This is a genomic window from Chryseobacterium aquifrigidense, assembly GCF_006716485.1.
Classification (GTDB): Bacteria; Bacteroidota; Bacteroidia; order Flavobacteriales; family Weeksellaceae; genus Chryseobacterium; species Chryseobacterium vietnamense.
In genome coordinates this window covers 2,441,908-2,464,770 of sequence record NZ_VFPD01000001.1, presented here as the reverse complement: position 1 = coordinate 2,464,770, position 22,863 = coordinate 2,441,908, and the positions used below count along the sequence as shown (strand labels likewise).

The 22,863-nt window shown below is 38.2% G+C and carries 24 protein-coding genes; 17 read left to right on the top strand and 7 right to left on the bottom strand.

What is annotated here, in order from left to right:
• Positions 1-284: 284 nt before the first annotated feature.
• From FB551_RS10985 to pruA, 3 genes are all read right to left on the bottom strand, one after another.
• Positions 285-494 (bottom strand): hypothetical protein, encoded by a 210-nt coding sequence (locus tag FB551_RS10985; RefSeq protein WP_047433948.1) that lies wholly within the window; start codon positions 492-494, stop codon positions 285-287.
• Between the two features lie 340 nt (positions 495-834).
• Positions 835-1,056 carry a hypothetical protein gene (locus FB551_RS10980; protein ID WP_047433946.1) on the bottom strand — a complete coding sequence of 74 codons (222 nt, stop codon included), beginning with the start codon at positions 1,054-1,056 and terminating at the stop codon, positions 835-837.
• A gap of 382 nt (positions 1,057-1,438) precedes the next feature.
• Positions 1,439-3,064 (bottom strand): L-glutamate gamma-semialdehyde dehydrogenase, encoded by a 1,626-nt coding sequence (pruA, locus tag FB551_RS10975; RefSeq protein ID WP_142017455.1) that lies wholly within the window; start codon positions 3,062-3,064, stop codon positions 1,439-1,441.
• Between the two features lie 406 nt (positions 3,065-3,470).
• On the opposite strand from pruA, the gene FB551_RS10970 reads away from it, so the two are divergent.
• From FB551_RS10970 to FB551_RS10910, 13 genes are all read left to right on the top strand, one after another.
• Positions 3,471-3,836 (top strand): hypothetical protein, encoded by a 366-nt coding sequence (locus tag FB551_RS10970; RefSeq protein ID WP_142017453.1) that lies wholly within the window; start codon positions 3,471-3,473, stop codon positions 3,834-3,836.
• A gap of 155 nt (positions 3,837-3,991) precedes the next feature.
• Positions 3,992-4,294: an urease subunit gamma gene (ureA, locus tag FB551_RS10965; RefSeq protein ID WP_034697260.1), complete on the top strand. Its 303-nt coding sequence runs from the start codon at positions 3,992-3,994 to the stop codon at positions 4,292-4,294.
• A gap of 11 nt (positions 4,295-4,305) precedes the next feature.
• Positions 4,306-4,674: an urease subunit beta gene (ureB, locus tag FB551_RS10960; RefSeq protein ID WP_047433940.1), complete on the top strand. Its 369-nt coding sequence runs from the start codon at positions 4,306-4,308 to the stop codon at positions 4,672-4,674.
• 1 nt (position 4,675) lies between these two features.
• Positions 4,676-6,397 carry an urease subunit alpha gene (ureC, locus tag FB551_RS10955; protein ID WP_047433939.1) on the top strand — a complete coding sequence of 574 codons (1,722 nt, stop codon included), beginning with the start codon at positions 4,676-4,678 and terminating at the stop codon, positions 6,395-6,397.
• A 111-nt stretch (positions 6,398-6,508) separates the two neighbouring features.
• Positions 6,509-7,156, top strand: a complete 648-nt coding sequence (locus FB551_RS10950) for a hypothetical protein (RefSeq protein ID WP_047433937.1) — start codon at positions 6,509-6,511, stop codon at positions 7,154-7,156.
• The gene (gene ureE, locus FB551_RS10945) at positions 7,146-7,655 is read left to right on the top strand and encodes an urease accessory protein UreE (RefSeq protein WP_142017450.1); all 510 of its coding nucleotides are present in this window, start codon (positions 7,146-7,148) and stop codon (positions 7,653-7,655) included. The genes FB551_RS10950 and ureE overlap by 11 nt, the downstream gene beginning before the upstream one ends.
• 1 nt (position 7,656) lies before the next feature.
• Positions 7,657-8,346: an urease accessory protein UreF gene (locus tag FB551_RS10940; RefSeq protein WP_142017449.1), complete on the top strand. Its 690-nt coding sequence runs from the start codon at positions 7,657-7,659 to the stop codon at positions 8,344-8,346.
• A 301-nt stretch (positions 8,347-8,647) separates the two neighbouring features.
• Positions 8,648-9,286: an urease accessory protein UreG gene (ureG, locus tag FB551_RS10935; RefSeq protein WP_142017447.1), complete on the top strand. Its 639-nt coding sequence runs from the start codon at positions 8,648-8,650 to the stop codon at positions 9,284-9,286.
• Positions 9,287-10,075 (top strand): urease accessory protein UreD, encoded by a 789-nt coding sequence (locus FB551_RS10930; protein WP_142017445.1) that lies wholly within the window; start codon positions 9,287-9,289, stop codon positions 10,073-10,075.
• 64 nt (positions 10,076-10,139) lie between these two features.
• Positions 10,140-10,841, top strand: coding sequence for a hypothetical protein (locus FB551_RS10925; RefSeq protein ID WP_079242526.1), 702 nt, complete (start codon positions 10,140-10,142; stop codon positions 10,839-10,841).
• A gap of 215 nt (positions 10,842-11,056) precedes the next feature.
• Complete coding sequence (locus FB551_RS10920; protein ID WP_142017443.1) at positions 11,057-11,944, top strand: urea transporter; 888 nt, start codon at positions 11,057-11,059, stop codon at positions 11,942-11,944.
• 126 nt (positions 11,945-12,070) lie between these two features.
• Positions 12,071-14,314 carry a TonB-dependent receptor gene (locus FB551_RS10915; RefSeq protein WP_142017441.1) on the top strand — a complete coding sequence of 748 codons (2,244 nt, stop codon included), beginning with the start codon at positions 12,071-12,073 and terminating at the stop codon, positions 14,312-14,314.
• 158 nt (positions 14,315-14,472) lie between these two features.
• Positions 14,473-15,363, top strand: coding sequence for a helix-turn-helix domain-containing protein (locus FB551_RS10910; RefSeq protein WP_142017439.1), 891 nt, complete (start codon positions 14,473-14,475; stop codon positions 15,361-15,363).
• Between the two features lie 106 nt (positions 15,364-15,469).
• Here the strand turns inward: FB551_RS10910 and FB551_RS10905 are convergent, their stop codons facing one another.
• From FB551_RS10905 to FB551_RS10895, 3 genes are read right to left on the bottom strand one after another with little or no spacing between them, the layout of a single operon-like run.
• Positions 15,470-16,576: a DNA topoisomerase IB gene (locus tag FB551_RS10905; RefSeq protein WP_142017437.1), complete on the bottom strand. Its 1,107-nt coding sequence runs from the start codon at positions 16,574-16,576 to the stop codon at positions 15,470-15,472.
• Between the two features lie 9 nt (positions 16,577-16,585).
• Positions 16,586-16,753 (bottom strand): phosphatidate cytidylyltransferase, encoded by a 168-nt coding sequence (locus tag FB551_RS10900; RefSeq protein ID WP_142017435.1) that lies wholly within the window; start codon positions 16,751-16,753, stop codon positions 16,586-16,588.
• 22 nt (positions 16,754-16,775) lie between these two features.
• Positions 16,776-17,213 (bottom strand): DUF6526 family protein, encoded by a 438-nt coding sequence (locus FB551_RS10895; protein WP_142017433.1) that lies wholly within the window; start codon positions 17,211-17,213, stop codon positions 16,776-16,778.
• Between the two features lie 217 nt (positions 17,214-17,430).
• Here FB551_RS10895 and FB551_RS10890 point away from each other — a divergent pair, with 217 nt between their 5' ends.
• The 4 genes from FB551_RS10890 (at position 17,431) to FB551_RS10875 (ending at position 22,005) form a co-directional block, all read left to right on the top strand.
• Entirely contained in the window at positions 17,431-19,200 is a 1,770-nt protein-coding gene (locus FB551_RS10890) for an aminopeptidase P family protein (protein ID WP_142017431.1), read from the top strand.
• 587 nt (positions 19,201-19,787) lie between these two features.
• The gene (locus FB551_RS10885) at positions 19,788-20,354 is read left to right on the top strand and encodes a Crp/Fnr family transcriptional regulator (RefSeq protein ID WP_142017429.1); all 567 of its coding nucleotides are present in this window, start codon (positions 19,788-19,790) and stop codon (positions 20,352-20,354) included.
• A 53-nt stretch (positions 20,355-20,407) separates the two neighbouring features.
• Positions 20,408-21,430, top strand: coding sequence for a Rossmann-fold NAD(P)-binding domain-containing protein (locus FB551_RS10880; protein WP_142017427.1), 1,023 nt, complete (start codon positions 20,408-20,410; stop codon positions 21,428-21,430).
• Positions 21,427-22,005: an NAD(P)H-dependent oxidoreductase gene (locus tag FB551_RS10875; protein ID WP_047433914.1), complete on the top strand. Its 579-nt coding sequence runs from the start codon at positions 21,427-21,429 to the stop codon at positions 22,003-22,005. Before FB551_RS10880 ends, FB551_RS10875 begins: the two co-directional genes overlap by 4 nt.
• A 101-nt stretch (positions 22,006-22,106) precedes the next feature.
• On the opposite strand, the gene FB551_RS10870 is transcribed toward FB551_RS10875, so the two are convergent.
• Complete coding sequence (locus tag FB551_RS10870; protein ID WP_047433912.1) at positions 22,107-22,829, bottom strand: FAD-binding oxidoreductase; 723 nt, start codon at positions 22,827-22,829, stop codon at positions 22,107-22,109.
• Positions 22,830-22,863 lie beyond the last annotated feature (34 nt).

Here is a 22,863-nt window from a genome sequence, read left to right as displayed (position 1 = left end):
ATTTTCACGAAAATGAACAACCTATTATTTTAAAGGAAACCTTTGCTGTCATATCTTTGTGGCAGTTTCACAGTGCACAAGACAATCTGTTACAGCTTATCACTTTTATTTCAATTCTGAATTAAGATCATCGTAAGAGAAACTGCATTCCCATTTTTAATTTTTTAAGGAAATATTCTGATCAGAATATGTATCATATCTTATAATCGGGGTTGATTGCCCGGTTTTTTTTCAGTCAAGTTTTTTTAAGTGCAAATCCACAGATTTTCTGTGGATTTGTGATTTTATTTAATTTTCGTACTGTCGGTTTTTACTTTTGAAGTATCTGAGGCTGTGGGTGAAGGTATAGAGTTTGCTACAGCAGAATCACCCATTCTGTTTCTTAAAGAATCTTTATCGTGAGCATCTTTATATTCCTCTCTTTTTTCTTTGTTTTGAGCACAACTTCCAAGGAAAAGAAGTCCAAGAACTGCTCCTATCCATAATTTTCTCATAATAGTTAATTTTGATTGTTGATGTAATCAAATATAAGGATTAAAAGATAAAAGATAAAAGATAAAAGATAAAAGATAAAAGATAAAAGATAAAAGATAAAAGATAAAAGATAAAAGATAAAAGATAAAAGATAAAAGATGTTGTCATTAAAATTCAATAGGGCTGGGTTTTAACCCAGCTAACCATAAATCTTACCCATTGGCTTTAGCCAAAACCTAAATAATAGTCCTTTAAAGCTAAAACTTGATGATAACTCCAATATTGCTGGTAACTCAATAAAAAAAATCTGCAGAGCTTTCATCTGCAGATTTTCCATTTTTAGATTGAATGTTATCATTACTATTTCACAGGAGACGTTGCCATAGAATCCCTTTTTATCTTGATTGTATCAGGATTCGTCATTTTGGTAGACGTTGTATCAGTAGTAGTAGGTGGTATACTTTTCTGTGTATTACCTACTGTTGCTGAATCCCGGCTACTTGTAGACATTGTCGATTCTTTGGTTCCACAGCTCACTGCAAATATTCCTATTCCGACAGCTGTTAGCAATAACTTTTTCATATTATTTTATTTTGGGGTGTATAATAACAGAAAATCAATAATTATTCCTAACAGGACATTGAAAATCGTAAAATATAGGTAAAGTTTGTTAAAAGATGTTAGTGGAGATATCGGGTTTCGGGATACGAGCTACGGGATATGCGAGATTCGGGATTCGAGTTTAATGTTTAATGTAGTCAAAAAAAATATTTTATTACCAAAAATACTCTCATACTCTAATATTCTTAAAACGCTATAACCCTAAAACTCTCAAACCCGAATCCCGAACCTCGCACCTCGCACCCCGTCTCTCACCACAAAAAAGCCCCGAAACCGAAATTCCGAGGCTGTATGTAAAGAACAGACAAAAATTACCCATTGCCTGTTACTCATTACTAATTAATTATCCAAGGTATGGATATTTGTAGTTTTTAGGAGAAACGAAAGTTTCTTTTACGCTTCTTACAGAAACCCATCTTAGAAGATTCATTTTAGAACCTGCTTTATCATTTGTTCCTGAAGCTCTACCACCACCGAAAGGCTGTTGTCCTACTACAGCACCTGTTGGTTTATCATTGATGTAGAAATTACCTGATGCATTTTCTAAAGCTTTGTAAGCTTCACTGATTGCATAACGGTCTTGTGAGAATACAGAACCTGTTAATGAATAAGGAGAAGTAGAATCTACAAGTTTCAGAGTTTCTTTCCAGTCCTGATCTTCATATACGTAGATGGATAAGATCGGGCCGAAGATCTCTTCTACCATACTTTCGTAGTGAGGATTTGTAGTTTCAATTACTGTTGGGTGTACGAACCATCCTTTAGAATCGTCATATTTTCCACCGATAGCTACAGTAGCTTCACCTGAAGCATTTGCTCTGTCGATATATCCTTTACATTTTTCGAAAGAATTCTTGTCGATGACAGCGTTTACAAAGTTAGAAGTATCTTCTGGGGAACCGATTTTGATTGTGCCCATCTGAGCCTCCATTACTTTTTTCACATCAGCCCAAAGAGATTTAGGTACATAAGCTCTTGAAGCAGCAGAACATTTCTGTCCCTGATATTCGAAAGCACCTCTTACCAATGCAGTTGCTACAGCTTCTACGTTAGCAGAAGGGTGAGCAATAACGAAGTCTTTACCTCCTGTTTCTCCAACAATTCTTGGATATGTTCTGTAGTTGTGGATATTATCACCGATCATTTTCCACATCCCCTGGAATACTTTTGTAGAACCAGTGAAGTGAAGACCTGCGAAATCTCTGTGAGCCAGTACTTTTTCAGCAGTTTCTTTACCATCGGTAAAGATCATATTGATTACCCCTGCAGGAAGACCCGCTTCAATTAATACATCCATGATTACTTTTGCAGAATATACCTGCTTATCAGATGGCTTCCAAACGACAACGTTTCCTAACATTGCCATACAAGTCGGAAGATTTCCTGAAATCGCTGTAAAGTTGAATGGAGTTACTGCAAAACAGAATCCTTCCAATGGTCTGTACTCAACACGGTTCCAGATTCCATTGTCAGAAACCGGCTGCTCAGCATACATTTCTGTCATGAACTCTACATTAAATCTTAGGAAGTCAATGAACTCACAAGCAGAATCAATTTCAGCCTGGTGTACATTTTTAGACTGTCCGATCATTGTTGCTGCATTAATTACATCTCTGTAAGGACCAGCCAAAAGATCGGCTGCCTTTAAGAAAATTGCTGCACGCTGCTCCCAGCCTAGTTCATTCCATTCTTTTTTAGCTGCCAATGCCGCGTTGATAGCGTCATCCACATGCTGCATACCACCCTGGTAGTAAAACCCGAAATCATGAGCATGATCCTGTGGAGACTGAAGCTGTACTTTTGTTTCAGTCTTTACTTCTTTTCCGTTGATGATCATTGGGATTTCTACCTTTTCAGCCCACATTTTTTTATAAGTGTCGATAAGGCTTTTAACTTCCGGAGATCCCGGTTCGTATGAGTTTACAGGCTCGTTTACCGCTAATGGTACTTGCGAAATTGCTTTTGACATATTACGTTTTTATTATTTTATTAAATTAAATAAGATGTGTATACAAATTTACAATAATTATAAAGAAAGAAAAAATGCCATCTGTTTTTGTCAAATAAACGCTAAAATGAGTTTTCTGATGGTATATCAGCTTTTTTTGAAGATAATTTTATCAAATTTTCTTATGTTTTGATTATTCTTTAACCTTTAGAAAAAAATGCATCAATTTGTTATAATTGTAGGAATTGGGACAATAAAATATTTGTCATAGTTTAAAAATAGTCATTAATTGCTGTAAACAAGGGATTTATAACAGAAAGTTAAAATTATATAAATTCACATTTGTTGCGATTTTGAACATTTTAAATAATTTTTTTGATAGCCGGAGGGATAAGATTGTTCTAATTTTACACCATTATTAACAGGTATGAAAAAAAGAGTCCTATTTTTCTCTTTTGTCTTATTTTTCTCAGCGTTGTGTGCAGGTCTTTTTGCACATAAAGGGAAAACTCAACCATACTCTGATATTCTTTCAAAAATTAATCTCCTTCAGCAGAAATCCGATCAGCAGACCCAACCTGAAATGTATAGTTTTTCAGATGTGCAGGATGTACAGGATTCCAATGACTGGGAGAAAGTGAAATTCGATTACTCTGTACTTGCCCAGCAGTGGCTTCATTATTTCTTTGCAGGGTATTCTCACAATACACGGGTTGCGGCCGTTCAAAACCGTATTTATATTACAGCACCAAGATACATCCTGTATCATTGCTTACAGATAGCGGGGTGCTAATCTCTTTTCTTAATTTTTAATGATCCGCTGTGGTTTGTATTCATGTCAATACAGACCTGTAAGAATCATTCCCATTTTACATTTTGAACATATCGGTTTGCCTTTACGGAGAGGTGAATAGGATACTGTTTGTCCAATTTTAAATAAAAAATATTATGCACTTAACACCGAGAGAAACGGAAAAGCTTATGCTGTTTCTGGCAGGCGAACTCGCTCTGAAAAGAAAGGCAAGAGGCCTTAAATTAAACTACCCGGAATCAATAGCACTGATCAGCCACTTTTTGCTTGAAGGAGCAAGAGATGGTAAGAAAGTAGCTGAACTGATGCAGGAAGGCGCTAATCTCCTTACAAAAGAGGATGTAATGCCAGGCGTGTCAGAAATGATCCATGATGTTCAGATTGAAGCCACTTTTCCTGATGGGACTAAGCTGGTAACCGTACACAACCCAATCCGCTAATACTACTGATGATGATACCAGGAGAAATTTTTGTAAAAGAAGGAACAATTATCTGCAATGAAGGCAGAGAAACTGTGAAAATAAAAGTAACCAATACCGGAGACCGCCCTATTCAGGTAGGTTCACACTTCCATTTTTTCGAAGTTAATAAAGCAATGAGTTTTGACCGTGAAAAAGCTTTCGGAAAGAGACTGAATATTGTAGCAAGTACTGCAGTACGTTTTGAACCGGGAGAAGAAAAAGAAGTGGAATTGGTAGAAATAGGAGGAACCAAAAAAGCAATGGGCTTCAATAATCTTGTTGACGGACAGGTAGATTCCGAAGAACAGAAAAAAACGAGCCTTGCAAAAGTTGAAGAATTAAACTTTAAAAATCACTAAGATGAGCTTACACGTAGACAGAAAACAATACGCCAATATATTAGGTCCTACCGCCGGAGATAAAATCAGACTGGGAGACACTGAAATTATTATTGAAATTGAAAAAGATTTCACGCATTACGGTGACGAAGCCGTTTTCGGAGGGGGAAAAACCGTACGTGACGGTATGGGGCAGAATGTTACCGCTAAAAGAGACGAAGGGGTTCTGGACCTTTGTATCACGGGAGCTGTTATCATTGATCACTGGGGAATTGTAAAAGGAGATATCGGAATCAAAGACGGAAAAATCGTAGGAATCGGAAAAGCAGGAAATCCGGATACGATGGATGGTGTATCTCCTAATATGATTATCGGAGCATCAACTGAAGTTCACGGTGGAAAAGGATATATCGTAACAGCTGGAGGTATTGATACACACATTCATTACATCTGTCCTCAACAGATCGAAACCTCTTTATACAGTGGAATTACGACTATGATCGGTGGAGGAACAGGTCCCAACGACGGAACCAATGCTACAACAGTAACTCCGGGAAAATTCAATATGCAGAAAATGCTTGAAGCGGCAGAAGAATATCCTATGAACCTGGGTTTCTTCGGGAAAGGGAACTGTTCAGCAGAAGAACCTATTGAAGAACAGGTAGAAGCCGGAGCTTTAGGAGTAAAAATTCATGAAGACTGGGGAGCAACTCCTGCAACGATTGATGCTGCTTTGAAAGTAGCTGATAAATATGACGTTCAGGTGGCCATCCACACCGATACCCTGAATGAAGGAGGATTTCTTGAAGATACAATGAGAGCGATCAACGGAAGAGTAATCCACACTTTCCACACAGAAGGAGCTGGTGGAGGCCACGCACCGGACATCATCAAAGCAGCGATGTATCCAAATGTGTTACCCGCTTCTACAAACCCTACACGTCCTTATACTGTAAATACAATCGATGAGCACTTAGACATGCTGATGGTCTGTCACCATCTGAGCAAAAATATTCCTGAGGATGTAGCATTCGCAGATTCACGTATCCGTCCTGAAACTATTGCAGCAGAGGATATCCTTCATGATATGGGGGTTTTCAGCATCATGAGCTCAGACTCTCAGGCAATGGGAAGACCGGGAGAAGTAATCACAAGAACATGGCAGACTGCGAGCAAAATGAAGGAGCAGAGAGGTGATCTTGCTGAAGATAAAGACAGTGGAAATGATAACTACCGTGCAAAAAGATATGTGGCCAAATATACGATCAATCCAGCTATAGCACATGGTATTTCAGAATATGTAGGATCTCTCGAAGAAGGAAAACTGGCAGATTTGGTGATCTGGAAACCTGCATTATTCGGAGTGAAACCGGAAATGATTGTAAAAGGAGGATTTGTAATTGCTGCTAAAATGGGAGATCCGAATGCATCCATTCCAACGCCGCAGCCTATTATTTACAGAAATATGTTCGGGGCCCATGGAAAAGCTAAGTTTGGTACTTGTGCAAACTTTGTTTCTCAGATCTCGATCGACAACGGAACCATCGCTTCTTATAAATTGGAGAAAATGATCCTTCCGGTAAAAAACTGTAGAAATATTTCCAAAAAAGACCTTATCCACAACGATAAAACGCCTTTAATTGAAGTAAATCCTGAAAACTATAAAGTAACGGTAGACGGTGAATACATCACCTGTGAACCGGCAGAAACACTTCCTTTAACACAGTTGTATTACTTGTTCTAAGATCAATTTTATGAATAAAACCTAACAGGTTTCAAAAACCTGTTAGGTTTATTTAACAACAAAAAAAATTATCAGATCATATTGTAAAACAATTATAGAACTAAGTGTAGAATGAAATATTTAAATAAAACAGTTTTTTCTCTTGCTATAGCTGGTGTATCTATGCTGTCAGGGAATCTGAATGCTCAGTTTCTGGGCGGACACAGGCTTAAAAGTGATGAAGACGGACCCAAAGGACAGTTTATGGTGTACGGTTCATTAGACTATTCTAAAATGACAACACCGTCAAGCAGCAGCAGTACGGTATCAAGTGCGCCGCTTGGCGTGGGATACTTCATCAATAATAATGATCTTATCGGAGTCAATTATGCGTACTCACAGAATACAGTTGATCACAATGTTGTTTACAAACAGAATGAAGCAGGTATCTGGTACAGTCCGTCCGTAATGCTTGGGAAATATTTTGTATTGATCGGACAGGTGGACGCTCACTATGTTTGGGGGCAACAACTTTCAACAGCTGCTGATGCCATGCAGAATTTTAACGGATTCCGTCTTCGTGCTTATCCTTTGATCGGAATAGTATTAGGAGGAGGCTGGGCACTGAAATTCAAATTTGCAGAACTATCCATGCTTCAGACCAAGACCAAAGAAGAAGGCTGGACGAAAAGCTATGTAGCGGGAATCAGTGGTTCAACATTCGGGGTAGGAATCTCCAAAAACTTAGACTTTAGAAAAAAATCCAACAATGATAATTAATCAAATCATAGGCAATCTCTCAGAAAATCCAACCGGCAAAACCATAGATTATCTTGATCTTGAATGGTTTGAAACCACCAAAAGAATCCAGCGAAAAAAAACCAGACAGGGAATTGAGGTGGCCATCAAATTTCTCAGAGAAGGGCAACGCTTGCGTGAGGGCGATATTCTTTTTGAGGATGCAGAAAAAATAATTGCGGTCAATGTTCTGGAAACGGAAGCTATCGTAATGTCACCCGCCTCACTGCTGGAAATGGGTACGGTGTGTTATGAGATAGGAAATAAACATATTCCGCTTTTCATTCAGAATGATAAAGTATTGCTCCCTTTTGAAATGCCAATGTTCAGGTGGCTGGAAGCAAGTGGCTTCAAACCGGAAAAACAGTCCGTAAAGCTGCTGAATCTTCTTAAATCTAATGTAGAGCCTCACGGACATGGAAGTCTGGGATCAACAATTTTCACAAAAATCTTAAAAATGGCGGCCCCGAAAGATGAATAATATGAACATAAACTTTCTGTCAGGACTGCTTCATCTTGCAGATCCTACACTTCCCATCGGAGGCTACACCCATTCCAACGGACTTGAAACGTATGTGCAGGAAAGGATCGTACATGACCTGGCAACAGCGAAAGAATTTGTGCAGAATATGCTTCAGTACAACCTTAAATTCAATGACGGGGCTTTTGTAAAAATGGCTTATAAAGCAGCAGAAAAGGGAGATTTGCAACAGCTTTTAGAACTGGATAATGAATGTAATGCAATAAAATGTCCAAAGGAAATCCGCCAGGCTAGTCAGAAACTAGGACTCAGACTGATCAAGATTTTCAAAAGAAGAGAAAGTTTCCCTTTTATGGAGGCGTTTGAAAAAGCAGTTCAGCATAAAGAAGCTAATTCCCACTACTGTATTGTATTTGGAGTGTATGCTTACTTAATGAAAATTCCTTTGTACGAAGCACTTCTGGGGTTCTATTACACCTCAGTTGCCGGAATGATCACCAATGCGGTAAAGCTTGTTCCTCTTGGACAGCTGGATGGACAGGATATTCTATTCTCATTATATCCTGTAATGGAAAAAACAGCTTTAGAAACAATAGAACTGGACAGAGATATGGTGGGACTTTGTAATACCGCCTTTGATATCAGATGTATGCAGCATGAAAGATTGTATTCAAGACTTTATATGTCGTAAGGCAAAAGTAAAGTAAAAAGTAAAAAGTAAAAAGACAAAAGTAAAAAGATAAAAGGCAGGAAAGGTAAGGTGATAAAGGGAGGTTGTAAAGTTAAGAAAATGAATAACTTATAACTGAGTGAATGGTGTGCTTCTTAGCCGAATGAAATGCCTTTGCATCCCTTGTAATATTCTCAATTAATAAAAAAATATACGTGAAATAAGGTGCTCTTTGCTGAGTGAAACGCCCTTGCGATCGAAAATATTCGAAATCAAAAAAACTTAGCGCCATGGCGTTAAAAAAAAAATAAAATTAAAAAAAATGGAAAACAGAAAATATATAAAAGTAGGAGTAGCAGGACCTGTAGGCTCAGGAAAAACTGCATTATTAGAACGTTTAAGCAGAAAATTATTCGGGACTTACGATCTTGGCGTCATCACGAATGATATTTATACCAAAGAAGACGCTGAATTTATGGCTAAAAACAGTCTTCTTCCCCATGACAGAATTATCGGAGTAGAAACAGGAGGATGCCCGCACACCGCCATCCGTGAAGATGCAAGTATGAACCTTGAAGCGGTAGATGAGCTTGCAGCACGTTTTCCGGAAATTGAACTGGTGCTTATCGAAAGTGGAGGCGATAACCTTTCTGCAACATTCAGTCCCGATCTTGCGGACGTTACCATTTTCATTATCGACGTAGCAGAAGGTGAAAAAATCCCTAGAAAAGGAGGACCTGGAATTACAAGATCAGACTTGTTGATCATCAACAAAATTGACCTTGCCCCTCACGTAGGTGCCAGCCTTGAAGTAATGGAAAATGATGCCAGAAGGATGAGAAAAGGAAGTCCTTTCGTATTCACCAACCTGAAAACCGATGAAGGACTGGATAAAGTAATAGGCTGGATTAAAAAATATGCCCTTTTAGAAGAAATTGAAGAACCGAATCTGGTAAGATAAATGGACAGTCATTTAAAAATTATTGCAGGATTCAAGGGAGGAGAATCCTATGTGAAAGATCTTTATGTCTCACTTCCTTTCAGAGTAGTTTCTGTAGGGCAGCGGAAAAGCGACAAAAAGCTCTATCAGATGGTGATGAGTTCTTCTCCGGGGATTCTGGATGGAGATCACTACCATTTGGATGTTACTCTTGAAAAAGGATCATCACTGCAGTTGCAGTCGCAATCCTATCAAAGACTTTTCAACATGCAGGACAAGGCACTTCAGGAGCTTAACGTATCTATGGAAGATGAAACCTCTTTTGCTTACGTTCCCCATCCGATAGTTCCCCATGAAGATTCCAATTTTAAGAGTAAAGCGAATATTCATATCGGGAACAACAGCCAGATTATCATCAGTGAGATCATCACATGTGGAAGAAAACATTATGGAGAAGTTTTTAAACTGAAACGTTTTCAGAATGTAATGGAAATTTATCATAACAATAAACTGGTTGTAAAAGATAATGTTCTCATTCAGCCTGATATGATTCCGATCAGCAGTATCGGTAACCTGGAACAATATACCCATCAGGGAACCCTGATCTTCTACAGTACAAAAGAAAATGTTGATAAAAACGGATTGATAGAGGAGATTGTTGAAGCCGCTACACAACACCATGAACAGATGGAAGCAGGAGTCTCTGTAATGGATGACAATGGTTTTGTAGTACGAGCGCTGGGACATGGAGGAGAATTGATGTACAACTTCTTCCTGCGTATTCAGGAGATGCTCTGGTCGTTGGAGTAAGAAATCTTCCATTGGCTTTAGCCAAAACTTAATAAAGAATCTGAAATAACAGAATTAATAAAAAATGGATAGTACAGTTTGGGCACTTCTTTTGAGTGCCGTTTCAATAAGTTTCATACATACCGCCTCAGGGCCGGATCATTATCTGCCATTTATTGTAATCTCAAAATCTAAGAAGTGGAGTGGAATGAAGACGGCTATATTAACAGTTGTCTGCGGTTTCGGACATGTATTCAGTTCTCTGATCTTAGGTTTTATCGGGGTTTTCCTTGGATGGCAGCTCAATAAAATCTCATGGTTTCAGGATATCAGAGGAAATTTCTCAGGATGGGCACTGCTGATCTTTGGAGGCGTTTATCTGGTATACGGCCTCATTCAGGCCATCAGAAACAAACCACATAAGCATTTTGATGTAATGGGAGATGATGTGTATGTATATGAACATAATCACAGCGAAATCGTAATGCCTCAAAAAAGAATAAAAGTAACACCGCTTGTACTGTTCATGATTTTTGTAATGGGACCCAGCGAACCTCTGATTCCTTTATTATTTTATTCGGGAGTGAAACATTCAATGTCTGAAATTGCTGTATTGGTTACTTCTTTCACAGCAACAACCGTGTTGACGATGCTTGGAATGGTTCTTCTGGGGCGGTATGGTTACTCAACATTATTCAATACCGAAAAACTGGAAAGATACATGGGCGTGGTAAGCGGAGCGGTAGTAACCGTTTGCGGAGTAGGAATGGTCTTTCTTGGATGGTAAATGGGTTCCGGGTTGCGGGTTTCGGGTCTCGGGCGGGAGAGTTTGAGGGTAAAAGGGTTTGAGAGTTTTAAGGTTGAAGAAAAAATTGAAGCTGAAAAATGATGAACTTTCAATCTCGTATGTTTTATCTTAATCTAATCCCCACACCTCGAACCTCACAACCCGCAACCCGCATCTGGCAACAACAACCCCATTATTAATAAATTAAAAAAACTATGGACGAATTTTTCAAAAAACTGCCTTTTTTAGACAATATTTTAAAAGGAATCGGGCAGATTATGCTCCAGGAAAACAGATGGACCGGACTTCTTTTTCTGATAGGAATTTTTATGGGAAGCTGGCAGTGTGGAGTGGCCGTATTGCTTTCAACAGCAGCCGGAACTTTCACTGCCATGAAGCTTAATTATGACAAATCCGAAATCAATGCCGGACTATATGGTTTCAGTGCCGCACTTGTGGGAGTAGCATTGGCATTTCTGTTTCAGACAACAGTACTGATCTGGGGCCTTATTGTATTGGGTGGAGCGTTGGCTGCTGTTATTCAGCATTTCTTTATACAAAAGAAAATCCCTGTATTTACTTTTCCTTTTATCATTATTACCTGGGTCCTGGTATTTGTTCTGCATCATTTTACTCATATTCCACCCTCTGAAATGTTAAGCAGTGAAGTGGTTCCTACAGAATATGATGACTTTCTTACCTGTACCAATGGTTTTGGTGAAGTGATATTTCAGGGAGGAATCCTTTCAGGTATGATTTTCTTCCTGGCGGTATTCATAAGTTCTCCAGTAGCGGCCTTATATGGTTTGGCTGCATCTATTTTGGGGGCAGGATTATCACAGTTGAACGGAGAACCTATTAAAGAAATCCACATGGGATTATTTGGATTCAATGCCGTGCTTTCTGCAATTGTCTTTTCCGGAGTTAAAAAAACAGATGGCTTGTGGGTACTGATCGCCGTTCTTATTACCATCGCGATCGATGATCTCTTGATCGATAACCATTGTCTGGATATGGTCGGCGGAGTATTTACTTTCCCCTTTGTAGCAGGAACATGGATTACCCTTTTAATTCAGAAAATATTTCTTAAAGCGAAAGCATAGCTTCTGAGGTTGAGAGTTGAAGAGTTTGAAAGTTGTGGGGTTTTACATGTGGAAAGATTCCCAGTCTCTCATCTCTTTGTCTATTATCTCTCATCTCTTATCTAATTTATAATTTAATTAAAAAAAATGAAAATAACAAAAATAGCAGCCGTATTTCTGGTTATGGTATTCAGTGGAAAAATGATGGCGCAGGAAACAGAAAAACAGTTGCTGATCAAAGATGCAGATGACAAATTTCCCATTGCAGATGCTTTGGTAAAATATGACCATGGAAACAGCCATACTCATACAGCGGCAGATGGTATGTTTGCTGTCCCTGTAAAATCTCTTCCTGATACACTGGTGATCAGCCGTCAGGGATATGATGAGATAAAATGGGCAGTAACCAATGATGATAAAAATAAAGTTATTTTTTTACAGCATAAACCTTTTCAGATTTCTGAAGTTGCCATTAACCACAGTTCATTTTTATCAGCTATCACCAAAGTAGATCTGAACAAATTTCCGGTCAACTCAGCGCAGGATTTGTTGAGAAAAGTTCCGGGACTGTTTATTGCACAACATGCCGGAGGTGGAAAAGCAGAACAGCTTTTTTTAAGAGGATTCGATGCCGATCATGGTACCGACGTAAGTGTGAATGTAGACGGAATGCCCGTGAATATTGTATCTCATGCCCATGGACAGGGATATTCTGACTTACACTTTGTAATTCCTGAAACCGTCAATAATATTGACTTCGGAAAAGGGGCCTATTATATGGACCGCGGAGACTTTAATACAGCCGGATATGTAGATTTCCAGACCTATAATGGGTTGAAAAACAGTGTGATTAAACTGGAAGGAGGTTCGTTCAATTCAAAAAGAGTGTTGGGAATGTTCAATATTCTACATGATGATCTGGGGAGGAAAAATGCCTATATAGCAGCAGAATACAACTATACAGACGGGCCTTTTGATGTAAAACAGAATTTCAACAGAGTCAATATTTTCGGGAAGTACAACCAATGGCTTACCGATAACGATTATTTCAATATTCAGTTTTCAACATTTAATTCTTCATGGAATGCTTCCGGGCAGATTCCGGAGCGCGCTGTAGATGAAGGAATTATTGGCAGATGGGGAAGTATTGATCCTACTGAAGGCGGTAAAACTTCCAGAACAAACCTTCAGATGAACTTTAAGCACATTATTTCTCCTTCCGAGCAGATTGATGCCATGGCTTTCTATTCAAAATATAATTTTAATCTGTATTCTGATTTTACCTTTAATTTAAAAGATAAAGATCATGGGGATGAAATTCAGCAGACCGACGGAAGAAATATTTACGGCGCGGAAGTGAAATATACAAAGACTTTTTCCTTTGCCAGCAGCTCCTTAAACTGGACTTCAGGAATCGGACTAAGAAATGATGACATCAATACTTTACAGCTTAATCACGTTTATCACAGAGATATGCTGCTTGATAAATTATCAGATGTGACAGGAACAGAAACCAATCTTCATGCTTATTCAGGATTGATATGGAAAGTTGGGAAATGGACCATTAACCCTGCCTTGAGAGTGGATCATTTTATTTTCAATATGCATAATCTGCTGGATGCAGAACAGCTGCCATCAGGACAGTCAAAAGAAGCAACAAGGCTTAGTCCAAAATTGAATTTCTCCTACGCTCAGAACGATAATGTAATGTGGTTCCTGAAAACAGGGATGGGCTTCCACTCCAATGACCTCAGAGTAGTTGTTCCCAATAAAAATGAAAATACTCTTCCGTATTCTATTGGAGCAGATTTCGGGGTGAGATTGCATCCTTTCAAATCTTTGATCATTACTCCGGCATTATGGTATATGGATCTTCAGCAGGAATTTGTCTATGTAGGTGATGATGCAGTAGTAGAACCTTCCGGCAAATCAAGACGTTTTGGGGCTGATCTTGGAGTTCGCTTCCAGCCGTTGGAAAACTTTTATCTGAATGCGGATATCAACTATTCCCACGCCAGATTTACAGAAGAAGAAAAAGGACAGGATTACGTTCCGCTGGCTCCGGTAGTTACCAGCACAGGATCTGTAAACTGGGATTTCCTGAATGGTTTTTCTTTAGGACTACAGTACAGATATCTGGGTGCAAGACCAGCGGTAGAGGATAACAGCATCAGAACCAAAGCTTACTTTGTCAATGATCTTATGCTTTCCTATAACCGTCAGAAATGGGGAGCAAATGTTCAGTTGAACAACCTTTTCAACGTAAAATGGAATGAAGCCCAGTTTGCAACAGAAACACAGCTAAAAGGAGAAGCGGAGCCCATTACAGATCTTACGTATACCCCGGGAAGTCCTTTCGGAGTGAGAGTAGGAGTGTATTATAAGTTCTAAGTGAGAGAGTGGTAGAGTTTGAGGGTTTCAGAGTGAAGATGTGAGTTCCGGGTTTCGGGGTTTTTATTCTCTTGCTTTTTTGCCCTTTTATCTTCTCTGCTGATTCAGTATTGAGTCTTAAAATATTTTGTATAACTTTAATTAATCATAACAAGGATATGGAAGTTCTATCCAATTTTCAATATAAAAAGCTTTTTCTTCCTAATATTACGGAAAAAATATTAGCCAATAATGCTGATATACAGCTCTATCGGATAGAAAATTATCTTAAAGGTATTCTGATGCCGGTAATTCCGTACCGTACAACTTTTAATTTTATTATTTTCGTTACCAACGGACATATCAGACAGTACCTTGAAAATAAAGAATATCATGCTGAAAAAGGAGGTGTGATCTTTATTAAACAAGGAACAATTACCGCAACTGTTGAATTATCTGATGATATTGAAGGATTTTTCCTTGCTTATGAAAATAATATTCTGTCTGAACAGGAACTGCCCAAACATAAAAGCAGCATCTTTTTCATGACTCCTTTCCTTAATCTGGATAGCCTGACCTACGGAACCATTACTCAGCTTCTCCCGATCATGGAGCAGGAATTATGGTTGAATAACCTCAATGTCAATGATGTAGTGGTAACGATGCTTCATCTTATTCTGATTAAAATGCTCAGTACAGATGCTGATAACCATCATAAATCTGCAACACGTCCCATGGAGCTGTCCCTGCAGTTCCGGGATCTTTTGTTTAAATATCATGTAGGAGAAAAGAGAGTGGCTTTCTATGCTGATAAACTGTCCGTTACAGAAAGTTATCTGAATAAATGTGTAAAAGGAGTAACTCAAAAATCTCCAAAACAATGGATCAATGAAATTGATATCAATTATAGCAAAGCATTACTTCATTCCAGTAAAGATATTGCTGAGATTGCCTACGAACTGAATTTCCATACGGCTTCCCATTTTACCCAGCTTTTTAAAAAGATCGCAGGAATTACTCCAAAAGAATATAGAATCCAGTTCCTGAACAATAGTAGAATTTCAATATAGTCGGGCTGGAAGCGGAAAGTCAGATGATGGAAGTATTGTGTAGTAGCCTGATCAAATAAGTTGTTTTTAGGAATTTCATAACTCCCAGCTTCCATTCTTCCGTCTTCTACATCCTCTCGTTTTCCAGAATTTTCAAAACCAGTCTTTCTTCTTTTGTAAGATCGGCTTTTCCGTCATTTTCTTCTATGACTTCCAGCTCATCAAGATATTTTTTGATCGTGTTGTTTTCGTAAAGGTTGATGACTAAAGGATGAACATAATACTTTCTGCAAACCGTCGATGTATTTCCCAGGTGTTCTGCAACAATATCCAGGGCTTCTTTGACCTTCTTTTTGTATTGAGTGTCATTTTCTGCATATCCGATTTCTTTAAAAGCAATCAGCGCACTTACCGTTCCGGACCATGTTCTGAAATCCTTCGCTGTAAAATCTTCACCACTGATCTCCTTGATATACTCATTCACCATCCCCGAATCTACAGAATGTCGGTTTCCTTCATCATCAAAATACTGGAAGAGTTCTTTCCCAGGGATATCTTTACATTTCTGAACCAGCCTTGCCAGCCTCTTACTTCTGAGGTCGATCTGATGCATAACACCTTTCTTTCCTTTAAAAGAAAAAGAGATTTTCTGCCCGTTTACCTTTACATGTTTATCCTTTAAAGTAGTCAGTCCAAAAGAACCGTACAGTTTTTCATATATATTATTTCCAATACGGATATTGGTTCTTTGCATAAGGCTTACAATTAGGGCCAGGATTTTTCGTTTCTCAAAATTTCTCAGGGCAAGATCCTGTTCAATATGCAGGCGGATGTCCGGTAATGCATATCCGAACTGAAGCATTCTGTAAAATTTTGTATGATTTCTTAAAGCACTCCACAGAGGGTGGTAGCGATATTGTTTTCTTTTTTTTACATCAAAGCCTGTTGCCTGAAGATGGCCGTTATCAAGAGCACAGATCCATACATTTTCCCAGGCTGGCGGGATCACCAGTTTATTAATCCGGGTAATTTCTTCTTTATCCTTTATCTTTTCACCATCTTTGTAATAGAAATATTTCTTCCCGGTTTTCTTACGGGTAATTCCGGCGGTTTCTGCATCGGTGGTATATACAAGATGTACCGCCTTTGCAGAAGCTTCCGGGTCCTTCATTATTTTAACAATTTTTGAAGGCTTCAGGTGAGAAATGATCTCCAAATCTGTATTCTTCTCCATAAAACATGGTTAAGAGTTTTTACCCCTCGAAAAAATCAGTAAAAGAATCCCTACTATTACACAGACTAAGAGAATTCCCCACCACATTCCTGCCTTAAAAATTGTTTCCACGGCTTCACAACTTGTTAATGTCAGTATACTCAATAGCATCATACTGTAAAAGCTCCATTTTTTCATAGTATCTGTTTTTGTTGGTGTGTTAAATTCTGAGATGGTCAGCTCTCCATTTTTTGATAGACCTTTTAATTTCGTCTCCTGAGATGTTTTCATGAAGCGCTCTGTATAAAAGCTCTTTGAATTCATCATCATACGTAAATCTCAACGCAGCAATCTGATCGAATTTCAGTTTCTCAGCAGTTTCATCAGACCTCTTATTGAAAATTTCGAAATAACGCTGCTTAAACTCCAGAATAACCATGCGGTTTTGAAGTCCCAGTGCATAATGCTGCCTTGTCATGAATGCCAGATAAAAAAGCAAAAAAATCACGACAGAAAATAATATCCAGATCAGCCGGTTTCCGGGGTCGTCCCAGATTTTATAGATTCCTAAAATCTCCAATATAATGAGCAATGGAAGATAAATAAAATGATGGGGCGGATAAAATTTCCTGTGGTTATTGTAGTTTTGCTGTTTCATGCAATAGAATGTAGCAATAATCTTTCCAAAAATTTATTATTTTGATAATATGGTAGATTTTTTTTCTTAGAAATGGTTTGTTTTTGTTAAATATGTTTAGTAGTTCGTTTTTTTCAGGACACCTTAAAAAATATAGAATTATTAAGCAAAATAGCCGGTAGATTTACCCTTCAGACATCAAATTTTTTGTAACTTTCGGTGGTTAAAAATAAAAAGAATGACTTCAAAGGAAAAAGTTGCTGCGCTTCGTGAAGAAATGCAGAAAAATAATGTTGATGCATTTATAGTATATTCTGCAGACCCGCATATGAGCGAATACCTTCCTGAAGAATGGCAGGAGAGAGCTTGGTTGTCAGGTTTCTTAGGTTCTGCTGGTTTTGTGGTAATTACCAAAGATAAAGGCGGACTTTGGACAGACGGAAGATACTTTACACAAGCTGCTATTGAACTGGAAGGTTCCGGAATTGATCTTTTTAAAGATGGAATGGAAGGAACTCCTAATTATATCGACTGGATTATTTCAGAAATTCCTGCAGGCGGTAAAGTGGCGGTAAATGCTGTTGCAGCTTCTCATGCCAACTGGGAACTGCTTTCTCAAAAATTTAATGCAAAAAATATTACGCTGGCAGATATTCCACTTTTAAAAGAAGTCTGGAAAGACAGAGGAACTGCATCTGCTAACCCTATTTTCGTACATCCCGTAGAAAGAGCCGGTAAATCTGTATCCGATAAAATTGCTGCCATCCGTCAGAAAATGGAAGAGCAGGAGGCAACCGTACACATTATCTCAAGTCTGGATGATGTGGCATGGACACTGAACCTGAGAGGAAGTGATGTAGAAAGCAATCCAGTATTCTTAGGATATATTGTGATTACTAAAAACGACGCTGTTGTATTCACAGGATTAGAAAAGATGGAAGTGGCTGCAAGAAAACAAATGGATGATTCGTTTGTTAAAATGATGCCTTACGAAGAATTCTACAATTACCTTAAGACTTTCAAAAACGAAAAAGTACTGGTTTCTCCCAACAGCAACCAACAGATTTTTGAAACATTAAAAACAGACAACCAGTTTATCAAAGCTCCGGTTCCCGGCAACCTTATGAAAGCCCAGAAAAATGAAGCTGAACTGGAAGGTTTCAGAACCGTAATGGTAAGAGACGGAGTAGCGATGGTGAAATTCCTTTATTGGCTAACACATAATGCAGGAAAAGAAGCGATGAATGAATATTCTATCGGACAGAAACTGAAAGGATTCCGTGCAGAAGGTGAAAATTTTGTCGGAGAAAGCTTTGGTTCTATCGTTGGATATAAAGATAACGGTGCTATCATGCACTATTCTGCTAAAAAAGAAGGAAGTAAAGAAGTTACGAATGAGGACACAATCCTGGTAGATTCAGGAGGCCAGTACCTTGAAGGAACTACAGATATTACAAGAACTTTCGCTTTAGGAACACCTTCGGAAGAGTTTAAAAGAAATTCAACATTGGTACTGCAGGGACTGATCCGTTTATCGATGGTGAAATTCCCGAAAGGAACAAAAGGAGTACACCTGGATGCTATTGCAAGGCTTCCGCTATGGATGGAAGGGAAAGACTTCAACCACGGAACAGGACATGGAGTAGGAAGCTTTATGAATGTACATGAAGGACCGCAAAACATCAGAAAAGACCTGAATCCTCAGGAACTTCTTCCGGGAATGGTTTGTTCAAACGAACCTGGATATTACCTTGAAGGGCATTACGGAATCCGTCACGAAAACCTGATTGCCGTAAAAGAATCAGAAACAACAATTCACGGAACATTCTATGAATTTGAAACATTGACATTCTGCCCGTTCTTCAAAGATACAGTGGTAAAAGAAATCCTTTCAGAAGACGAAATCGCCTGGCTGAACGGTTACCATAAAACTTGTGAGGAAAAGCTTGCTCCACATTTAGATGGAGAAGTTAAAGAATGGTTCCTTCAACTGGTAAGCCCGCTTTAATAAAGATTCAAAGGTGAAAGTGCATGACAATCATAACGTTAAATTTTAAACTTTAAACCTTGAACCTTGAACTGTAAACAGTAAACTGAATATTGTTAGATAATCCAAAGTCCTGTAAGGTATTTCCTGCAGGGCTTTTCTTTTTATACAACCGTATTTTTACGGATATAATTCTAGGGATTCCACTGATGCATAAAAAATAAGGTTCACCTATCTTTGTTACAACAAAACATCATTCATATCTTCATAAATAACTCAAGTAAATTCAAAACGGTAGATCATCTCGTCCTGAGATGATTTTTTTTGTTTTCAATTGAAATCAGCTAGATCTATTTGAGTGAAAAATATTCAAATTGATTGATATGAAACGCAAAGAATCTATTAGAACATCTTATCTTAAGGGGGCTAAGGCTTCGATAAAGTCGCTGATGAAGCTATATGGCTATGCATGAGCTTAGAAAGAATCAATGCAATTGACTCCCTCTTTGCCCTCTTTACATTAAACTCTGCAAAAATTAAAACTTTGCGTAGATAAACAACATTGCTTCCATCTTTTTATTTATTTTCGCTGAAACTTATTTTATAGAATGGAACGAGACTATTTTCGAAGCTTTAACCTGTTTTCAGAAGATGAAATTGAAGAATTCCTGAAATTTTCCGAAGTCAGACTTATCGGTAAAAATGATTATTTTATACAGGAAGGAGAGCTTTGTAAAGAAGTAGGATTGGTAAAGTCTGGTATTTTCCGTTCTTTTTATACTTCTGATGAAGGAAAAGATATGACCTACTGCTTCCGGTTTCCCAATCATATGATAGCTTCCTATTCATCATTTGTTTCAGGATGCCCAAGCAAAGAAAGTATGCAGGCCATTACCAATGCAGAGCTGATTATTCTTAAAAAAGATGCGGTAGATGAACTGGTTCAGAACAATCTTAACTGGACAAAGTTTTTAAAAGTTATTGCAGAGCAGGAATATCTTGAACTTGAAACACGGTTTTTTCAGTTGCAAAGGGACAGCGCTGCCCGGCGTTACGAAACATTAGTAAAAAAACATCCTGATTATATTCAAAATATTCCATTACAGTATCTGGCTTCTTATCTGGGCATTACCCAGCGGCATCTGAGTCGTATCAGAAAGGAAATTTCTTTTTAGACATTTGTCCTGTTGATTAGAATAGAGGCGCTCTACTTTTGTCAAAAAAAGTTATGGAGCAAAATATTCTTATAATTGGAGGAAATGGATTGGTAGGTAAAACAATTTCCCGTATTCTGAAATCAAGAAATCCTCATCTTACTGTTTTCATCGGAGGAAGAAAAGAGGGAAAAACAGACAAAGACCTGAAAATCGATGTCACAGATCCTTCCTCTTTTAAAGTGATCCTTGAGAAAAAAATACAACTTATCATTCTTTCCGTGAATGATAAAGAAGATCATGTACTTCGTTTTGCGATTGATCGTCACATAGATTATCTGGATATTACCAAACCTACTCCGGCATTGGTAAAAGCTTACAGTATTGCAGGGAAGTCAAAGGTAAACAGCAGAATTGTCTTTAGTTCAGGCTGGATGGGTGGAATTGTCCCTGGATTGGTTAATATTCTTTCGGATTCAGGTGATATTACTGAAGCGAAACTCTTTGTTTATTATTCTGTGAAAGATCTTGCAGGCGAGAGTTCAGCTCACTTTATGGCAGAAAACGTAGCCGTTCCTTTTGTGCATTATAAGAATGATAAACCGGTTTTTATCAGACATTTCCTGGACACAGAAGCTTTTAACTTTTCCTTTGGAATAGGGAAAAGAAGTGCCTATAATTTTGATGTGCCCGACCTGTATATTCTCAACAAAGTGGAAAGAATTTCCGATGTAAGTGTGAAAATGACCTACAACTCAAAATTCATAACCTGGCTGCTGGGAGCATTTCAATACCTCAGGATCTACAATATTTTGTCATTAAAGGAAAGAAAAATGATTTTTGGATCCAGTGGTAACGGAGATCAGGCGGTCTTTGAAATTGTAGTTGATAGTCATTCGGGAGAAAAGAGGCTGAGTTTGCAGAGTGAAAAAGGACAGGCAGAATTAACCGCTTTATCTGCTGTTCTGCATACCGAAGAACTGTTGAGAAATCCTCACGAAAATAAAGTATATTTCAGTCATCAGCTGCATGAGCCTTTATCATTAATGGCACAGCTTAATGCCTATGATTCTATCAATATCAATGTAACACAATGAAAAAAATAGCTATCATTAACGGACATCCCAATAAAGATTCTTTCAATTTTGGGATAGCAGAAGCTTACAGATCAGGAGCAATAGAAGCAGGAGCTGAAGTAAAAGAAATAGTGATAAGGGATTTACACTTCAATCCCAATTTACAGTTCGGATATCAGAAAAGAATGGAGCTTGAGCCGGATCTGTTGAAAGCCTGGGAAGTTATTCAGTGGGCAGATCATCTCGTTTGGATACATCCTGTCTGGTGGGGAGGATTTCCAGCGCTAATGAAAGGATTCATAGACCGACTTTTTTTACCGGGAATGGCCTATAAATATCGTGAAAATTCTGTGTGGTGGGACAAGCTGCTGAAAGGAAAAACGGCTCACATTATTACCACATTAGACCAGCCGGGATGGTATTACCGTCTGTTTTTTGGCAGGCCCAGCGTGAATCAGCTTAAAAAATCCATATTGGAATATTGTGGAGTAAAACCCGTTAAACTGACTTATATCGGAATTATCCGGAATTCTAAAGATGAGCAGCGGGTTCAATGGTTAAGGAAAGTGAAGGAACTAGGAAAGAAACAGAAATAATTTAAATTTTAGGATGTAGTAATGATAACTTTATCCGGCAATAATTTTCTATTGCCGGTTAAAGTTTCATTATTATAGTTAAATACAGTTGTTTTACTATTTTACAGGCCTTTTTTTCCTTCAATCCAATATGCCTGTGATTTTATGCACTTGGGAGAAACTCCTCTGGCTTTAAGAAATTTTCTGATCAGAGACATTTTTCCTCCGTTTCCGGTAAGGTAAAAAATCACTTCATTATCAGAAATAGAATCTTTTTCTTCCCTCAGAAAATCATTCAATGCTTCAATCATTCTCATGGTATTGTTCTTGGGGCTGTGGTAACCATATAAATTCAGTTTTTCCAGAGCAGAACACTCTTCCAGTTCATGAAGGCATATGAATAAAGAACCGGATTCCTCTACGGCTTCCTTGATGGAAATAGAACTTCCCAAAGAAGTTTCATCACCCACAGAAAAATGAATTTTAGCATCAGGAGTAAAAAATTGTTTTCCTCTGGGCATTAAAAGCTTGATGGAAGCTCCTTTTATGAGTTGAGTGACAAAATTACTTCCTGCAGCAGACTTATCATGTAAGTGAAATAAAACATCGAAAGTTCCCGCTTCCTTGTTAAAATTAAAAGGTGAATAATTCCTGAAATCACGATCATTGATTCTTATTCCAATAGCGTAGGCGGGTTCATAAGGAACCTCCTGTAAATCCGTTTCAAAGCGTATCAGTCGAAGATCATTGGTAATCTGTTCTATATGGCTAACGGTACATTCTTTAAATTTTGAGGACCAAACATTTTCTACGGTGTCATTGATCCATTTTGGCAGGCTTGGCATAAATTATTTTTATTGCAAAGGACGTTGCAAAATG

Bases quoted from the DNA above. Each gene is read 5' to 3' on its own strand.
- FB551_RS10985 (WP_047433948.1), bottom strand. From the start codon at position 494: ATGAGAAAATTATGGATAGGAGCAGTTCTTGGACTTCTTTTCCTTGGA.
- FB551_RS10980 (WP_047433946.1), bottom strand. From the start codon at position 1,056: ATGAAAAAGTTATTGCTAACAGCTGTCGGAATAGGAATATTTGCAGTG.
- pruA (WP_142017455.1), bottom strand. From the start codon at position 3,064: ATGTCAAAAGCAATTTCGCAAGTACCATTAGCGGTAAACGAGCCTGTA.
- FB551_RS10970 (WP_142017453.1), top strand. From the start codon at position 3,471: ATGAAAAAAAGAGTCCTATTTTTCTCTTTTGTCTTATTTTTCTCAGCG.
- ureA (WP_034697260.1), top strand. From the start codon at position 3,992: ATGCACTTAACACCGAGAGAAACGGAAAAGCTTATGCTGTTTCTGGCA.
- ureB (WP_047433940.1), top strand. From the start codon at position 4,306: ATGATACCAGGAGAAATTTTTGTAAAAGAAGGAACAATTATCTGCAAT.
- ureC (WP_047433939.1), top strand. From the start codon at position 4,676: ATGAGCTTACACGTAGACAGAAAACAATACGCCAATATATTAGGTCCT.
- FB551_RS10950 (WP_047433937.1), top strand. From the start codon at position 6,509: ATGAAATATTTAAATAAAACAGTTTTTTCTCTTGCTATAGCTGGTGTA.
- ureE (WP_142017450.1), top strand. From the start codon at position 7,146: ATGATAATTAATCAAATCATAGGCAATCTCTCAGAAAATCCAACCGGC.
- FB551_RS10940 (WP_142017449.1), top strand. From the start codon at position 7,657: ATGAACATAAACTTTCTGTCAGGACTGCTTCATCTTGCAGATCCTACA.
- ureG (WP_142017447.1), top strand. From the start codon at position 8,648: ATGGAAAACAGAAAATATATAAAAGTAGGAGTAGCAGGACCTGTAGGC.
- FB551_RS10930 (WP_142017445.1), top strand. From the start codon at position 9,287: ATGGACAGTCATTTAAAAATTATTGCAGGATTCAAGGGAGGAGAATCC.
- FB551_RS10925 (WP_079242526.1), top strand. From the start codon at position 10,140: ATGGATAGTACAGTTTGGGCACTTCTTTTGAGTGCCGTTTCAATAAGT.
- FB551_RS10920 (WP_142017443.1), top strand. From the start codon at position 11,057: ATGGACGAATTTTTCAAAAAACTGCCTTTTTTAGACAATATTTTAAAA.
- FB551_RS10915 (WP_142017441.1), top strand. From the start codon at position 12,071: ATGAAAATAACAAAAATAGCAGCCGTATTTCTGGTTATGGTATTCAGT.
- FB551_RS10910 (WP_142017439.1), top strand. From the start codon at position 14,473: ATGGAAGTTCTATCCAATTTTCAATATAAAAAGCTTTTTCTTCCTAAT.
- FB551_RS10905 (WP_142017437.1), bottom strand. From the start codon at position 16,576: ATGGAGAAGAATACAGATTTGGAGATCATTTCTCACCTGAAGCCTTCA.
- FB551_RS10900 (WP_142017435.1), bottom strand. From the start codon at position 16,753: ATGAAAAAATGGAGCTTTTACAGTATGATGCTATTGAGTATACTGACA.
- FB551_RS10895 (WP_142017433.1), bottom strand. From the start codon at position 17,213: ATGAAACAGCAAAACTACAATAACCACAGGAAATTTTATCCGCCCCAT.
- FB551_RS10890 (WP_142017431.1), top strand. From the start codon at position 17,431: ATGACTTCAAAGGAAAAAGTTGCTGCGCTTCGTGAAGAAATGCAGAAA.
- FB551_RS10885 (WP_142017429.1), top strand. From the start codon at position 19,788: ATGGAACGAGACTATTTTCGAAGCTTTAACCTGTTTTCAGAAGATGAA.
- FB551_RS10880 (WP_142017427.1), top strand. From the start codon at position 20,408: ATGGAGCAAAATATTCTTATAATTGGAGGAAATGGATTGGTAGGTAAA.
- FB551_RS10875 (WP_047433914.1), top strand. From the start codon at position 21,427: ATGAAAAAAATAGCTATCATTAACGGACATCCCAATAAAGATTCTTTC.
- FB551_RS10870 (WP_047433912.1), bottom strand. From the start codon at position 22,829: ATGCCAAGCCTGCCAAAATGGATCAATGACACCGTAGAAAATGTTTGG.